The organism is Actinomadura sp. 7K534, assembly GCF_004348575.1.
Taxonomy (GTDB): Bacteria; Actinomycetota; Actinomycetes; order Streptosporangiales; family Streptosporangiaceae; genus Spirillospora; species Spirillospora livida.
Genome location: NZ_SMKB01000032.1, coordinates 13,835 through 29,678 on the forward strand (window position 1 = coordinate 13,835; position 15,844 = coordinate 29,678).

The window sequence follows — 15,844 nt, forward strand, 5'->3', positions numbered from 1 at the left end:
CCCGCTCACCAGGCGTGCATGCGGCGAAGGTGGAACACCATCGCCACGTCCTCGCCGCCGCGCGCCCGGGGCACCTCCGCGTGCGCGACCGGCCGCGCCGCGAGCGCCTTGACGTTCTGGCTCTGGCAGGCGGTGCAGCACCGGTCCAGCCAGGGCGTCATGCACGGCTGCCCGCCGCGCTCGTAGACGACGGCCTCGTTCCCGTGCCCGTCGGCGCAGTGCCGGACCTCCAGCTCCTCCGTCCAGGCCGCCGAGCAGTTCAGGCACTCGAAGGCCCAGCTCTCATGGCTCGTCCAGGTAGTCCGCACGACCGATTCCCCCTCGGTCCCCCATCCGATGTTTCCGAGTGGGTTTATTCCCTGAACAAGCAGGCCGCACCGCCAGAAGCCGGTTACTTCTTCGCCTGCACGACGGCGTCGTAGACGACACGCTTGGGGACGCCGTTCTCCTTGGCGACGTCCACGATCGCCTGCTTGCGGGGCGTCCCGGCGTCCACCCGGGCGGCGACGGCGGCCGCGAGGTCGGCCGGGTCCGTGAGGCCCTCCGGCTCGGGCGCTCCGCCGACCACCAGCGTGATCTCGCCGCGCACACCCTCGTCGGCCCACGCGGCGAGTTCGCCGAGCGTCCCGCGCCGGACCTCCTCGTAGGTCTTGGTCAGCTCCCGGCACACGGCGGCGGGCCGGTCCGCGCCGAACGCGTCCGCCATGTCCGCGAGCGTGCCGTCCAGCCGCCGCGGCGATTCGAAGAACACCATCGTCCGCGCCTCACCCGCGAGCGAGGCGAGCCGCCGGGCCCGCTCACCCGCCTTGCGCGGCGGAAACCCCTCGAAGCAGAACCGGTCGGTGGGCAGCCCCGACACCACCAGCGCGGCGGTAACAGCGGACGGCCCCGGCAGCACCGAAACGGGCACACCTTCAACGATCGCCGCCCGCACGAGCCGGTACCCGGGATCCGACACGCCCGGCATCCCCGCATCGGTGATCACCAGAACGTCCCGCCCGTCCAGCAGCTCCCCCAGCAGTTCCTCGGCCCGGGCCTTCTCGTTCTGCTCGTAATGCGAAACGACCCGCCCGGAAAGCTCAACACCCAACTCCCCCGCCAACCGCCGCAACCGCCGAGTGTCCTCAGCCGCAATAACGTCGGCCTCCCCCAAAGCCCGGACCAACCGCCCGGAAGCATCCTCCACCCGCCCAATAGGCGCCGCCGCAAGCACCAGAGTCCCCGTCACGAGAGCAATCCTCCCGCCAGCCACCACCACACACCAACCCCAACGTTCGCGACGCACCCGTCAGCCGAACACATCGCGGCACCCACTTTCACGACCACACCAGCCACCACCGCACCACGCACCGACCTCAACGCCTGCGATCGCGTCCGAAGGCAGGTTTCGAGCGAAGCAAGAAACCTGATCGCGCAGCGAGCCGCCAGGCGAGCCGGAGCGATGCAGCGATCGCGCGCAGCGCCCGTTGAAGGAAGGCGCTCAAGCGCCTGACGCCGAGGGCGCTGCAATAATCCAGAGATGACAACGGATCTGGTCCCCGCCCCGGCCGTTGGGTCTCGGCGGCGGCCGCCCCCGCTGCGGGAGTGGCTCGCGCCCCCGATCCCGGGGAGCCCGCTGCTGTCCTGGCTCGGGCCGCTGCTGGTGACGCTGTTCGCGGGTTTCCTCCGGTTCGACGGCCTCGGGACGCCGAAGGCGGTCGTCTTCGACGAGACGTACTACGCGAAGGACGCGCTGGCGCTGCTGGAGTTCGGCTGGGAGCGCAACACCGTCGAGAACGCCGACAAGATGCTGATCGCGGATCCGGACGCGAACATCTGGGCGGAGGGCGCGGCGTTCGTGGCGCATCCGCCGTTCGGCAAGTGGATGATCGCGATCGGCGAGTGGCTGTTCGGGGCGACGCCGTTCGGGTGGCGGTTCGTGCCGGCGCTGGCCGGGACGCTGTCGGTGCTGATCCTGTGCCGGCTGGCCCGCCGGATGACCGGGTCGACGCTGCTGGGCTGCGCGGCGGGGCTGCTGCTGGCGCTGGACGGGCTGCACTTCGTGACGAGCCGGGCGGCGCTGCTGGACGTCTTCGTGATGTTCTGGATCCTCGCGGGGTTCGCGTGCCTGGTGAACGACCGGGACCGTTCCCGCCGCGTCCTCGCCGAGAAGATGGAGGGCGGGTACCGCTCGGCGCACGGGCCGTTCCTGGCGCACGGGTGGCGGTACGCGGCGGGCGTGTGCCTCGGCCTGGCGTGCGCGACGAAGTGGACGGGCCTGTTCTACGTCGCCGCGTTCGGGCTGATGGTCGTGCTGTGGGATTACGGGGCGCGGCGCGCGGCCGGGGTCCGGTCGCCGTTCGCGGGGACGATGCTGCTGGAGGCCGTTCCCGCGTTCGTCCAGCTCGTCGTGGTGGGGCTGGTGACGTACCTGGTGACCTGGTGGGGGTGGATCTTCCGGCCGGGCGGCTGGGGGCGCGGCGACGCGGCCGACTTCGTGCTGTGGCGGCCGTTCGAGGCCATGCCGGACCTGTGGCGCTACCACGGGCAGATGCTCGGTTTCCACAGCGGGCTGGACGACGAGCATCCGTACCAGTCGTGGCCGTGGGACTGGCCGATCCTGCGGCGTCCGGTCGCGTTCTTCTACAACGAGCCGGAGAACGCCTGCGGGGCGGGGCGCTGCTCCCGCGAGATCCTCGGGATCGGGACGCCCGCGCTGTGGTGGGGCGCCATCGCCGCGCTCGTCGCCGTCGCGTTCATCTGGATCATGCTGCGGGACTGGCGGGCCGGGGCGATCCTGCTCGGGTTCCTCGCCGGGTGGCTGAGCTGGTTCCCGTCGGCGTTCAACGAGCGCACGATGTTCCTGTTCTACGCGACGCCGCTGCTGCCGTTCATGGTGCTGGCGGTCGTCCTGGTGCTGGGGTACCTGATAGGGCCCGCGCCCGCCGGGGTGAGGGGCGCGCACGCGGCGGACGCCGGTGGGCTCGACCACGGCGACTACCCGGCCGATCCGGACGGGTCCGGCGCGAGCCGGGCCGCGCCGGCCGGCGGGGCGGGGGCGCGGCGGCTGCTCGGCGCCGCCGCGGCGGGGGCGTTCGTGCTGGTGGTGCTGGCGAACTTCGCGTACTTCCATCCGATCCTGTCGGCTCAGACGATCCCCTACGACGACTGGCACGACCGGATCTGGTTCCAGTCCTGGGTGTGATCCGGGGCGTCAGGCGGCGGCCTCGGCGGTGACGGGGCGCGCCGGGGCCGGGCGCAGTGTCCGGGCTCCGAGGAGGCAGAGGACCAGGGCGAGGACGCCGCCCGCCCCGGCGCCGGCGAAGGCGCCGGGGACGCCTCCGACGTCCTGCCCGATGCCGGACACGAAGGAGCCGAGGGAGCCGCCCGCGCCGATCGCCGCGACGATCCAGGCGAACGCCTCGGTGACGGTCCCCTCGGGGGCGAGCCGGTCGACGAGCGCGAAGCTGCACGCCAGCACGGGCGCGAGGGAGACGCCGCTGACGAACGCGAGCACCGACATGGCGGGCAGGCCGGGCGCGAGGACGAGCGGGACGTAGCCGGCGGCGAGCGCGGCGAGCAGCCACGGCAGCCGCCGGTTCGGCTCGCCCGCCCACGGCCGGGCGCCGTAGACGAGCCCGCCGGCGAGCGCGCCGCCCGCCATGCACGCCAGCAGCAGCCCGGACGCGAGGTCGCGGCCGTAGCGTTCGGCGTAGGCGACGACGGCCACGGCGTAGACGCCGAGCGCGATCCCGGCGCAGGCGAGCGACAGCAGCAGGACCCGCATGCCCGGGGAGCGCAGCGGCCCGGCCCAGTCGGCGGCGCGCGGCCGGCCCCGCCAGCGGCGGGACGGCCCGGACAGCGCGACGACCAGCGTCCCGGCGATGCCGAGCGCGCCGGTGAGCAGCAGCGCGGCCTCGGTGTTCACGACGGCCGCGGCGACGACGAGCAGCGGACCGACGGTGAAGAGGAGCTCCTGGGCGGCGGCGTCCAGCGCGTAGGCGGCGTCGACCTGCTCCTGTCCGTCCAGGACGTCCGGCCACAGGGCGCGCAGCCCGGCCTCCAGCGGCGGGGTCGCGAACCCGGCGAGGACGACCGCGCCGACGGACAGCGGCAGCGGGCCGGCGCCGGTCGCGGCGAGCAGCACGAAGCCCGCGGCGGAGGCGCAGGCGGCCGGGAGCAGGACGACGGGCTGGCCGAGCCGGTCCATGGCGCGGCCGAGGACGGGCTGGCCCGCGGCCGTCGCGAGGCCGAGGATCGCGGCGAGCGTGCCGGCGAGGGGGTAGCCGCCGCCGTCGGCGCGGACGTGCAGCACGACGGCGAGCATCCCCATCCCGTTGGGGAGCCGGCCGAGGAGGGTTCCGCCGAGCAGTCGCGCGGCGAACGGCCTCCGCAGGAAGAGAACATAGCCGCGCATGGGGGGACCCGCCGTTCAGTCATACGTATTACCCGTCCGGTCATACGTACCATGTCGGTGCGGTCCGGCTCTACCCTGAATTCGTCCCAGCCGCCCGCAGGGGAGGAAAATGTGTCGTTAGCCGGCCGTCCCACCAGCAAGGACGTGGCCCAGGAGGCCGGAGTCTCGCAGTCCACGGTCTCGCTCGTGCTGGGCGGCAAGTGGGCGGGCCGGGTCTCCCCCGCCACCGCGCACAGCGTCCGCAGCGCGGCCGAGCGGCTCGGGTACCGGCCCAACCAGGCGGCCCGGAACCTGCGGCTCGGCACCACCCGGACCGTGCTGCTGATGGTCCCGACGCTGAGCGCGCCGTTCTTCGGCCCCGTCTACACGGGCGCGGCGCGGGCCGCGGCCCGGCACGGCTTCGCCGTGGTCGTCTCGACCTGGCCGGACGACGCGGTCGGCCCCGCGGACAGCCCGTTCGCCGTGACGGACGAGGCGATCGACGGGATCCTCGCGTCCTCGATGGCCGTGGAGGCGCTCGGCGGGTTCCGCGACACGCCCGCGGTCATGCTGGACAGCGGCCCCGCCGGCGAGCGCGTCCCCACGGTCGACTTCGGCGTCGCCGACGGCATGCGCGAGATCGCCGCGCACCTCGCCGGCCTCGGCCACCGCCGGATCGGGCACGTGGGCGCGGCCGTCGACCAGTGGACGTTCCACGCCCGGGGCGGCGCCCTCGCGGCCGCCGTCGCGGCCCTGCCCGGCGGCGTCCTCACCCGGGCGACCTGCGCCATCGACGTCACCTCGGCCAAGGAGGCCGCCGGACGGCTGCTGGACGCGCCGGACCGGCCGACCGCGCTCGTCTGCGACGACGACCTGATCGCCGCGGGCGCCTACAAGGCGGCGCGGGCCCGGGGCCTGGACATCCCCGCCGACCTGTCGGTCACCGGGTTCGACGACGTCCTGCTCGCGACCGCGCTGGAGCCCGAGCTGACGACCGTCCGCCTCCCGGCCGAGGAACTGGGCGCGCAGGGCATGACCACCCTGCTCGACCTCCTGTCCGGCGGGCGCCCGAGCCCCCGCGTGCTGCCCGGCGAGCTCGTCGTCCGGGAGTCCACGGCCCCGCCGGGCGCCTGACGGCCGCCCGTGCCGTCGAAGCCGGGTATGGAAGCTGGGTATGAGGGGCGCATGGCACCCCGTCCGTCCGAGAGCGGCGTCCCGTCCGAGACCGACGTCGAGGCGCATCCGGCGAACCGCATCGGCACCGCGCCGCCCCGGACCCGGGCCTGGCGCCGCGGCGAACTGGAGGCGGAGGGCTTCCCCGTCACCGCGATGCGGGAGCACCTGCGGCACCCGGACGCCGTCGTGTGGCTCGACCTGTGCGGTGCGCGCCACGAGGACCTCAACGTCATCGCCGACGAACTGGACCTCGACCATGTCGCGGTGGAGGACGCCGTGTCCCGGCACGAGCGGACCAAGCTCGACCGCTACCACGGGTACGCGTTCCTCAACACGTACGTCCCGGTGGTGGACGGCGGCGACCTCACGTTGCACGAGCTGTCGGCGTTCATCACCGATCGTGCGCTGGTCACGGTGCGGCAGGACCGCGGGTTCGACGTCGACGCGCTCATCCGGCGATGGGACGAGAGCGCCGGCCCCGACACCGGCGACACCGGTGCCGGGTTCCTGCTCTACGGGCTGCTCGACCTGGTCGTCGACCTGCAGCTGGACGCCGTCCAGGCGCTCGACGACGAGGCCGACGAGGTGGAGGAGCTGGTCTTCGGCGACGCGTTCCCCGTCAAGGAGATCCAGCGGCGCAGCTACCGCCTGCGCCGGAACCTGACGGCGCTGCGGCGGGTCGCGGTGCCCATGCGGGAGGTCGTCAACACGCTGCTCCGGCGGGACGTGCAGCTCGCGGCGCCGTCGCTGACGCCCTACTTCCAGGACGTCTACGACCACACCCTGCGCGTGGCGGAGTGGACGGAGGGCCTGCGCGAGCTCGTCGCCGACCTGCTCGACGCGCGGCTGGCGCTGCAGGGCAACCGGTTGAACGAGGTGATGAAGAAGGTCACCAGCTGGGCGGCGATCATCGCCGTGCCGACCGCCGTCACCGGCTTCTACGGGCAGAACCTCCCGTACCCGGGCTTCGCCGAGCACAGCGGCTTCATCGCCAGCACCGTCATCATCCTCGTCTGCAGCGGCACCCTCTACGTGGTCTTCAAACTCCGCGACTGGCTGTGAGCCGCGATTGGACAGCGGCTCCGCCGCTTTGATCTTCTTTCCGCATGAAGGGAAACACTCCCCGGCTCCGGGCGTCGCTCGGCACCGCCGTGCTCGCCCTCGCCGCCCTCACCGCCTGCGGCGACGGCGACACGGCCACCACGGGCGCGGAGGCGCCGGGCGGCGGCGCGTCCCGCGTCCCGGCCTCCGCCTCGCCGCCCGCGACGTCCGCTCCCGAGGTGGCGAAGCAGATCCGCCGCCTGGAGAGGACGCGGGACATGCGCATCGGCGCCTACGCCGTCGACACGGGCACCGGCCGGGCCGTCGGCCACCGGATGGACGAGACGTTCCCGTTCGCCTCGACGTTCAAGGCGATCGCGTGCGGCGCGGTCCTGCGCAAGGCCCGCAGTTCCGACCCTGGGCTGCTGGACCGCGTCATCCGCTACAAGGAGAGCGACCTCAGCGCCCACTCCCCCATCACCGAGAAGCACGTGAAGACCGGCATGACCGTCGCCGACCTCTGCCACGCGACGATCACGCAGAGCGACAACACGGCGGGGAACCTCGTCCTGAAGCAGATCGGCGGCCCCGCCGGGTTCACCGCCTTCCTCCGCTCGCTGGGCGACCAGGTCACCCGCTCCGACCGCTGGGAACCCGGCCTCAACGAATGGCGACCGGGCGAGAAGCGCGACACGACCGCGCCGCGCGCCTGGGCCGGGACCTTGCAGGCCCTCACCGTGGGCGACGCCCTCGCGCCCGCCGACCGCAAGCAACTGACCGCCTGGATGAAGGCCACGGTGACCGGGGACAAGCGCATCCGCGCGGGCCTGCCGGACGGCTGGACGGCCGGCGACAAGACCGGCACCGGCGGAACCTACGGCTCCGCCAACGACATCGCCATAGCCTGGCCCCCGTCCGGCCCCCCGGTGGTCATGGCGATCATGACGACAAAGCAGACCCCGGACGCAGCCGCAGACGAGCAGGCGATAGCCCGAACAACAACAATCCTCCTCCGGGGGGTCACAGGCCCCTGAGGAACTTCGCGGCGATGGGGGCGGCGGCTTCGGCTCCCGTGCCGCCGTCCTCGACTATGACGGCGAAGGCGATGTCCTTGCGGTAGCCGATGAACCAGGCGTGGGTCGGGGGCTCCTCGCCCGAGCCGAACTCGGCGGTCCCGGTCTTGCCCGCGGTCCCGGCCGGGAAGCGGACGTCGGACGCGGTGCCCTCGCTGACCACGGCGGGCATCAGGACCTGGAGGGCCTTCTCGACCGCGGGCTCCAGCTTCTTCGGCGGCACCGGCTTGCGGCCGCCGGCGTCGAGGGCCTGCGAGGCGAGGGACGCGTCGACGATGCGCGGCGAGTGCCAGGTGCCGTTCGCCGCCGCGGCCGCGACGCTCGCCATGTTGAGCGGGCTCGTCAGCACCTGGCCCTGCCCGAACGACGCCGCCGCCAGGGCGGTGTCGTCCTTGTTCTGCGGGAACGCGGCGCGGACGGCGGGGAGCCCCGCGATGATCGGAACGTTGAACCCGAACTGGCCGGCGACCTCGGTGAGCCGCTCCTCGCCGAGCTTGTCCACGGCTAGGCGCGCGAACGTGGTGTTGCACGAGTGCGCGAACGCCTCGCGGAACGGGACCTTCCCGAAGTCCTCGTCCTCGTAGTTGTGGAACGAGCGGCCGCCGATCGTGGTGGTGGCGGGGCAGCCGACGCCGGTGTTCACGCCCACCCCGTCCGCCACGAGGGCGGCGGCGGTGACGACCTTGAACGTCGAGCCGGGCGGGTACTGGCCCATCAGGGCGCGGTTGTAGCCGCCGGGTTTGTTGGCCACGGCGAGGATCTCGCCGGTGGAGGCGCGCAACGCGACCATGGAGGCGGGCTTCTTCGCGCCGGCCAGCGCCTCGCCGGCCGCGGACTGCACCTCCGGGTCGATCGTCGTCTTCACCGGCTCGCCGTCGGAGCCGTCGAAGCGCTTCAGCGTCTTGACCTCGTTGTCCTTGGCGTCGACGATCTGCACGGCGAGCCCGGGCGTCCCGGCGAGGCGGCGCTCGTACTGCCGGTGCAGGCCGTCGGTGCCGACCGCGTCGCCCTCCCGGTAGGGCGGGCCGAGCTCCTTCGCGGCCTTGGCGGACGCGGTCCCGAGCTGCCCGGCGAGCTGGCGGGCGGACCCGGACGGGGACGCGCTCAGCACGCTGCCGTCCGCGGCGAGGACGGAGGCGCGGCCGGACCAGTCGCGGGCCGTGCGCAGCCGCTGCCCCTCCTTGAGCTCCGGATGCAGCAGCTCCGGGGACCAGCGGACGCGCCATTCGCCGTCCCGCTCGACCAGTGCCATGGCGCCGTCGTAGGTGAAGGTCCGGGTCCGGGCCATCAGCAGCTCCGCCGTGTAGGACCCCTTCACCTCGCCGTCGTCCGCGTCCCCCATGGAGGCGACGGTGAAGCGCTGGCCAGTCACGGCCAGGTCGTCGAGCATGCGGGTGAAGCGCTGCTCGAAGTCGGGCGGCGGCCGGTCGGTCAGCGCCTTCATCGCGGCCAGGTCCCTGCTGCTCCAGGCCGCGAGGAAGCGCTCCGCGGTGTCCCGCGGGTCGTCGCCGCGGCGCACGAACCACACCGCCCCCGCTCCCACGATCACGACCACCACCGCGACGGCCGCGGCGATGATCACTCGGGATCGGTGCATATCGGTCTCCCTTCCCCTCCGATCAAGGCACAAGAACATCAGGCGCACCGCGAAATGTCCAAGATTGATATCTATGTCAGAGGGATATCTCACTTGATATCGTCGCTGATCGTGAACCTGGTCGGGCATCTGCGGTGCTTCGTCGCCGTGGCCGAGGAGCTGCACTTCGGCCGGGCGGCGGAGCGGCTCGGCATGGCGCAGCCGCCGCTGAGCCAGCGGGTCCAGCGGCTGGAGCGCGAACTCGGGGTGCGGCTGTTCGACCGGTCGAGCCGGAAGGTGGCGTTGACCGCGCCGGGAAGGCTACTCCTGGACGAGGCCCGTGACATCCTCACCCGCGTGGACCGCATCTACTCCGTCGCCGAGCGGGCCAGGCTCGGCGAGGTCGGGACCGTCCGCGCGGGCCTGCCGAGCGATCTCGGCGGCCCGATCGTCGCCGCACTGATCGCCGCGTTCCGGGCGCGCCGCCCGGACCTGCGGCTCGACCTGCGGGAGACGGGGACGGCCGAGCAGGTCCGCGGGCTGGCGGAGGGCGCGCTGGACGCGGGGATCGTGCGGCACCCGTGCGACTCCCGCGGCCTGGAGCTCGGCCCGATGCTGGGCCGGCCGCTCGGCGTGCTCGTGCCCGCGGCATCGGAGCTGGCCGCGTCGCCCGAGGTGCATCTCGCCGACCTCGGCGGCCGCGACCTCGTGGTCCCACCGCGCGAGGAGGCGCCCGGCGCCCACGACGACCTGCTGGCGTCCTGCCGCAGGCACGGCTACGCGCCGGACGCCGTCCACGAGGCCCGGCACCCGCAGTTCGCGCTGGGGCTGGTCCTCGCGGGGACGGCCGTGGCCCTCGTCCCCCGCGTCGACGACACCACCGGGGTGGCGTGGCGCCCGCTGGTGGGGGAACCGCTGGCGTGGCGGACGTCGTGCATCTGGCGGCGGGCGGGCGACCCCGAGCACCTCCGCGCCATCACCGACTTCGTCGCGGTCGCGACCGCCGTCCTGCGGCGCGAGGCGGGCATGACGCCGCTGGACGCCGCGCCCGCACGCCGTGTCGTCCCCCGGCCGTCTTCGGGGTTCCTGGCATGAGCGAAGCGAAGCGGGGGGCGTGGGGGGGCGACCCCCCACAGGCGGAGCGCATGAGCGAAGCGAAGCGCGTGGGCGAAGCGCGCCGGGCCGCCCAGGGGGAGGTCGCCGAGCGGATCGAGGCGGAGTTCCGGGCCGCCGGGGTGACCGGCTGCCTGCACGTCGTGGACATGGACAGCGGGCGGGAGGTCGCCGTCCGGGCCGGCGACCCGGTCGTCCTCGCCTCGGTGTTCAAGGTGCCGCTGCTCGTCGCGTTCCACCGGCAGGCCGCCGAGGGCGTCCTCGACCCGGCCGAGCCGGTCGTGCTGGGCCCGGCCGACCGCACCGCCGGGCCGACCGGGATCTCGGGGATGCTGGACGAGGTGCGGATGTCGCTCCGCGACCTGACGTTCCTGATGATCACGGTGAGCGACAACGCGGCGGCCGACGCCGTCCTCGACCGGGTCGGCCGGGACGCGGTCAACGCGGCCGCCGCCGCGCTGGGGCTCAGCGACACGGTCGTCGAGGTCAGCGGGCGCGAGCTGCACGAGTCGCTGCTCGCCGACGCGGGCGTGACCGGGTTCGCGGACGTGTGGTCCCGGCTGGACGACCCCGGCGTGGCCGCGCGGCTGCGCGCCCTCGACCCGCTCCGCACGAGCCGCAGCACCCCCCGCGACATGACCCGGCTGCTCTCGATGATCTGGCGGGACGAGGCGGCCCCGCCGGACGGGTGCGCGGCGATGCGGCGGCTCCTCGGGCTCCAGGTCTGGCCGCACCGCCTGTCGTCCGGGTTCCCGTTCGACGACGTCGTCGTCAGCGGGAAGACCGGGACGCTGCCGACGCTGCGCAACGAGGTCGGCGCGGTCGAGTACCCGGACGGGGGCCGCTACGCGGTCGCGGTCTTCACCCGGTCCCTGCTGCCCGTCGCCGTGCTGCCGCGCGCGGACGCCGCCATCGGCACCGTCGCCCGCCTGGCGGTCGAGGCACTCCGCCGTCCCTGACCTTCGGTACCGCCCCTATACCACCGATCGGCCTGTCCGCTACACCCGATCCGGGTGACCGCCAAGCCAGCACTCCCTCGGGAAACATAAGCTGTACCCCGGCTTTGATCACTCTTGGGGAGACTTCGTTGCGGCTGCCGGAGCATCTGGAGCTACTGCTCACCGACGAGCCGGTGCTCGACGTCTACTCGTACGGCCCGTGGCGCGTCCCGGACGGGCTGTTCGAGGAGATCGCGGCGCGGATCGACGGGCTGGCGGCCGACCCGCGGGCGGCGGAGCTGACGACCGACGAGCACAAGCTGCTCACGCTGCCCGCGACGCTGGTCACCGCGGAGATCTTCGGCATCCTCGCGTTCCTGCCGGGCGGCGGCGCGATCAAGGCGGGGTCGTACTCGCAGCTCCCCGAGCGGCTGCTGCACCGGCACCTGGTGAACCCCGGCCCGCTCAGCACCCGGATGACCCGGTGGGACGCGCCGGGCGGGCGGTGGCGCCCGCCGGTCGACTGGCTGATCGAGGCGCCCGACCGGGAGCTGGCGATCGAGCTGGCCCGCGACTGCCTGTCGGTCCTGGAGGGCATCCAGCCGCTGGAGGAGCGCCGCAAGGCGCTGCTGCGGCTGTACGACGACGCGCCCGTCTGCGACGTGAACCTGCCGAAGCCGGAGCTCCGCGAGCACTGGCACGCGCACGCCGGCGACGACATCGTCACGGCGGTGCCCGAGCTGCTCGGCCCGGTCGGCTACCTGGAGTGGGTCTGCACCGGGCTGCTGGCGGCCTACGAGGTGCTGGCCGAGGCGGCGCCGCGCGACGAGAGCGTCGAGACCCACCTGATCCAGCTGCTGCTGCAGGGCAGCATGGAGCACGTCCCGGCGGAGCTGGCCGTCGCGGTGGGCGAGGAGCGGTACCACGAGCTGCGGCGGCGGTTCCCCGCCGAGCACCGCGGGTTCAAGCCCGGGGCCTGGCAGGAGCGGACGCGCGCGTGGCTCGTCCGGGCGCTGGTCGCGGGCGCCGCCGACGCCTGCCGGGGCTGGCTCGACATGGCGATGCGGTTCGTCGCGATCGCCCAGGGCCTGCCCGGCGACCCGTGGTTCCCGAAGGCCGAGTGGATCCCGGTCGGCCAGTTCCAGACCGACCTGCGGCGGCTGTACGCGCCGCGCCGCCGCGTCGTGAACCCGCTCACCGAGACGCTCAAGAGCGTCGGGGAACCGGCCGGGGACGCCGCCGCGCGCACCGGCGGCCGGGCCGGCGGCGGGTCGGACCGCCCGGCGGAGATCGCGACGTCGCTGGTCGGGCAGCCCGAGGTGGTCGCGGCGCTGGCCGAGCTGACCCGCGGCGAGGAGCCCGTCCGGCTGCTGATCGCCGGCCCGGACGGCACCGGCAAGCGCGACGCGGCGCAGGAGCTCGGCCGGGCGCTGGCCCTCGGCCGCGACCCGCACTGGGTCACCGACAACCTGCTCACCGGGCAGCGGCTGTCGGACGCCGTCGCCAAGCTGCACGCCGACGCCCGCGACTGCGCGGGCGACCGGCTGCTGATCATCGAGGGCCTGGACACCATCGTCGGCGACCCCGGCAACGGGGAGGCCATCGCCGCGGAGCTGCACCGGCTGCTGGCCGTGCATCCCGACCTGCACCTGGTGGCGCTGGCCGGCGCGGGCGGCGACGAGCGGATCCGCGACATCAACCCCGTGCTGCCGCAGCGGTTCCGGATCGCGCGGACCCGGCCGTTCACCGCGCAGGGCCACGCCGAGCTGTTCCGCCGCGCGCTGGAGGCCCGCGGCGCCCGTGGCACCAGGCAGGCGATCGAGGCCGCGGGCGTGCTGCTCGCCGCGACCCCGCCGATGCAGACGCTCCGCAACGCCCGCCTCGCACCCCACCTCGCCGACCTGGTCGTCGCGGCGGCCCGCGCCCGCGCCGCCGCGGCGCGCGACGCTGCTGGAGAGGCGGCCGGCGAGGCGGCGGACGGCAGCGCGCCGAAGGCGGGCCTGCTGATCCGCAAGCAGGACATCCCGGACACGCTGGACACCTCGCAGGCCACCGGCAACCCGCTCGCCGAGCTGCGCGACCTCACCGGGCTGGAGACCGTCAAGCACGAGATCGCGCTGCTCGTCGCCGGGACGCACGCGGCGCGGCTGCGCAGCGAGTCCGGGCTGACGATCACCCCGCCGACCCGGCACATGGTGTTCACCGGCAACCCCGGGACCGGCAAGACGATGGTGGCGCGGCTGCTCGGCCGCATCTACAAGCGGCTCGGCGTGCTGTCGTCCGGGCACCTGGTCGAGGCGTCCCGCGCCCACCTCGTCGGCGAGTACATCGGGCAGACCGCGCCCCGCACCCGGCGGCTGGTGGAACGCGCGCTCGGCGGCGTGCTGTTCATCGACGAGGCGTACACGCTGACGCAGTCGCCGCTGAAGGGCGACTACGGGCACGAGGCGATCGCCGAGCTGGTGAAGCTCATGGAGGACCACCGGGAGGACCTCGTGGTCATCGTGGCCGGGTACGAGCAGGAGATGGCGGAGTTCCTCGCCGCCAACCCCGGCCTCGACTCCCGCTTCCCCAAGCAGATCCACTTCCCCGACTACACCGACGACGAGCTGATCATCCTGTTCGGGCAGCTCGCCGCCGCGGACGGCTTCCGGCTCGCGCCCGGCACCGAGGACGTCCTGCTGGCGATGCTGCGCCGCGCCCCCCGCGGCCCGTCGTTCGGCAACGGGCGGCTGATGCGCAACATGCTGGACGTCGCGGTCGCGAACCAGGCCGACCGCGTCGCGTCCGCCGCGGTGGTGGCGGGCAAGGAGATCGGCGGGGCCACCGGCAAGAGCGGCAAGAACCGCAAGCCCGCCAAGCCGCCCAGCAAGAAGGACCTGGTCACGCTCACGGCCGACGACCTGCCGCCCCTCCTGGACCACCCAGAAGAGTTCTTCGGCCTGTACCTGTGACGGCCGTCAGGCGGCGGCGAGGTTCGCGGCGGCGTCGAACAGCAGGGACTCGGCTCCCCGCCGGGTGACCAGCTGGGCGCCGACCGGGAGGCCGTGGACGGTGCCCGCCGGGACGCTCAGCGCGGGCAGGCCCAGCACGTTCCACGGGCACGTGAGGCTCACCAGCGTCGGCACGTGCGACCCGAGCGGCCCTTCCGTCTCGCCGATCTTCGGGGCGGTGATCGGGAGGGTCGGCAGCGCGAGGACGTCGTAGCGGTCGAGGAGCCCGGCGACCTCCGCCGCGAACCGCTCGCGTTCGCGGAACGCGCGCAGGTAGCGCCAGGCGGGCGTCCGGCCGGCGCGCTCCAGGCGTTCCAGGGTCGGCGGCTGGAACAGGCCGGGCGCCTCCGCGACCCGCTCGGCGTGCACGTCGTAGGCTTCGGCGTCCTGGATGGCGCGGAACACGGCCCTGATCCCGGGCAGGTCGATCCGCTCGGACGGCGCGTCCGGGAACAGCGCCCGGACGGCCCGCTCCACGTCCGGGTCGATCTCCAGCGGTTCGATCCAGGCGACGCGGCCGTGCGGCGCGCTCTCGTCCACCGGCGACGGCACGGCCTCCGCCGGGCCGGTCAGCGCCCGGTAGGCGATGCGGCAGTCGTCCGCGGACGCGGCGATGACGCCGACGTGGTCGAACGACACCGCCAGCGGGAACACCCCGCCGGCCGGGATGGCCCCGTACGACGGCTTGAACCCGGCGATGCCGCAGAACGCGGCGGGGATCCGCACCGAGCCGCCCGTGTCCGTGCCGATCGCGAGCGGGACCATGCCGGCGGCGACGGCGGCGCCGCTGCCGCTGCTGGAGCCGCCCGACATCCGCTCCCGGTCGTGCGGGTTGCGGACGGGCCCGTTCACCGACACGTCGCCGGTGCCGCCGTAGGCGAACTCGTGCGTGCCGGTCTTGCCGACGATGACGGCGCCGGCGTCCCGGAGCATCGTCACGCAGAGCGCGTCGGCCTCGGCGACATGGCCCTCGAAGTGCGCCGACCCCATCCCGGTCGGCAGGCCCGCCACGTCGATGATGTCCTTCACCGCGACCGGGACGCCGTGCAGCGGACCCCGGTCGTAGCCGGCCGCGAGTTCCTCGCCCGCGCGCGCGGCCGCGGCCCCGGCCCCCTCGGGGTCGAGGGTCACGAAGGCGTTCAGGTCCGGGTCGACCGACTCCAGCGCGCCCGCGAGCAGCCCCGCCGGAGACTCGTCCCCGGACCGCAGGCCGCGCGCGATGTCCGCCAGCGTCCGACCGCGAAAGAACCCACCCATGCCGCTCCCGTCCGCATCCGTCGACTGCCTGTGCGTAGCATGGCAGACCGCCGGGGCCGGACTTCCGGGCGGCGACCTCTCGTCGCAGATGCGCGACCGTCCACCGATCGCGCGCCCGAACCCGTGAACTTACGCGCTGGTAGGCGGCAGGCTTCCAGGCACCCAATGGAGACGCTCCCACCGGTTCGCTGGGGGGCGGGGCGGAGGCCGCGCCCGGGGGGCGCCGGGACACCGGCGCCCCGGACGCGGCGGCCGCCCCTGTAACCGGGTGACGTCCACATCCAGGTGGGGGGACAGGGCCA

Annotated in this window: 12 protein-coding genes; 7 read left to right on the top strand and 5 right to left on the bottom strand. The window is 74.1% G+C overall.

Going from position 1 to position 15,844, the window contains the following annotated elements; genetic code table 11:
• Window positions 1-5: 5 nt before the first annotated feature.
• Complete coding sequence (locus tag E1266_RS09715; protein WP_132045958.1) at window positions 6-308, bottom strand: hypothetical protein; 303 nt, start codon at window positions 306-308, stop codon at window positions 6-8.
• Window positions 309-391: 83 nt separating this feature from the next.
• Complete coding sequence (gene rsmI, locus E1266_RS09720; RefSeq protein WP_132045999.1) at window positions 392-1,237, bottom strand: 16S rRNA (cytidine(1402)-2'-O)-methyltransferase; 846 nt, start codon at window positions 1,235-1,237, stop codon at window positions 392-394.
• A gap of 282 nt (window positions 1,238-1,519) precedes the next feature.
• Between rsmI and E1266_RS09725 the strand changes: the two genes are divergently transcribed.
• On the top strand, window positions 1,520-3,184 hold the full coding sequence (locus tag E1266_RS09725) for a phospholipid carrier-dependent glycosyltransferase (RefSeq protein ID WP_132045960.1): 1,665 nt from the start codon (window positions 1,520-1,522) through the stop codon (window positions 3,182-3,184).
• 9 nt (window positions 3,185-3,193) lie between these two features.
• Here E1266_RS09725 and E1266_RS09730 read toward each other — a convergent pair whose 3' ends face one another.
• On the bottom strand, window positions 3,194-4,396 hold the full coding sequence (locus tag E1266_RS09730) for an MFS transporter (RefSeq protein WP_132045962.1): 1,203 nt from the start codon (window positions 4,394-4,396) through the stop codon (window positions 3,194-3,196).
• A 111-nt stretch (window positions 4,397-4,507) separates the two neighbouring features.
• Here E1266_RS09730 and E1266_RS09735 point away from each other — a divergent pair, with 111 nt between their 5' ends.
• From E1266_RS09735 to bla, 3 genes are read left to right on the top strand one after another with little or no spacing between them, the layout of a single operon-like run.
• A complete protein-coding gene (locus tag E1266_RS09735; RefSeq protein WP_243718334.1) occupies window positions 4,508-5,509 on the top strand; it encodes a LacI family DNA-binding transcriptional regulator in 1,002 nt (333 codons plus the stop codon).
• A 51-nt stretch (window positions 5,510-5,560) separates the two neighbouring features.
• On the top strand, window positions 5,561-6,613 hold the full coding sequence (locus E1266_RS09740) for a magnesium transporter CorA family protein (protein ID WP_132045966.1): 1,053 nt from the start codon (window positions 5,561-5,563) through the stop codon (window positions 6,611-6,613).
• A gap of 44 nt (window positions 6,614-6,657) precedes the next feature.
• Window positions 6,658-7,626, top strand: coding sequence for a class A beta-lactamase (bla, locus tag E1266_RS09745; protein ID WP_132045968.1), 969 nt, complete (start codon window positions 6,658-6,660; stop codon window positions 7,624-7,626).
• On the opposite strand, the gene E1266_RS09750 is transcribed toward bla, so the two are convergent.
• Window positions 7,613-9,262 carry a penicillin-binding transpeptidase domain-containing protein gene (locus E1266_RS09750; RefSeq protein ID WP_132045970.1) on the bottom strand — a complete coding sequence of 550 codons (1,650 nt, stop codon included), beginning with the start codon at window positions 9,260-9,262 and terminating at the stop codon, window positions 7,613-7,615. The genes bla and E1266_RS09750 overlap by 14 nt on opposite strands.
• Window positions 9,263-9,355: 93 nt before the next feature.
• Here E1266_RS09750 and E1266_RS09755 point away from each other — a divergent pair, with 93 nt between their 5' ends.
• The 3 genes from E1266_RS09755 (at window position 9,356) to E1266_RS09765 (ending at window position 14,246) form a co-directional block, all read left to right on the top strand.
• The gene (locus E1266_RS09755; RefSeq protein ID WP_279436314.1) at window positions 9,356-10,336 is read left to right on the top strand and encodes a LysR family transcriptional regulator; all 981 of its coding nucleotides are present in this window, start codon (window positions 9,356-9,358) and stop codon (window positions 10,334-10,336) included.
• Between the two features lie 50 nt (window positions 10,337-10,386).
• Entirely contained in the window at window positions 10,387-11,313 is a 927-nt protein-coding gene (locus tag E1266_RS09760; protein ID WP_132045972.1) for a serine hydrolase, read from the top strand.
• 128 nt (window positions 11,314-11,441) lie between these two features.
• Window positions 11,442-14,246 (top strand): AAA family ATPase, encoded by a 2,805-nt coding sequence (locus tag E1266_RS09765; protein ID WP_132045974.1) that lies wholly within the window; start codon window positions 11,442-11,444, stop codon window positions 14,244-14,246.
• 6 nt (window positions 14,247-14,252) lie between these two features.
• Here E1266_RS09765 and E1266_RS09770 read toward each other — a convergent pair whose 3' ends face one another.
• Window positions 14,253-15,542, bottom strand: coding sequence for an amidase (locus E1266_RS09770; RefSeq protein ID WP_132045976.1), 1,290 nt, complete (start codon window positions 15,540-15,542; stop codon window positions 14,253-14,255).
• Between the last annotated feature and the right edge of the window lie 302 nt (window positions 15,543-15,844).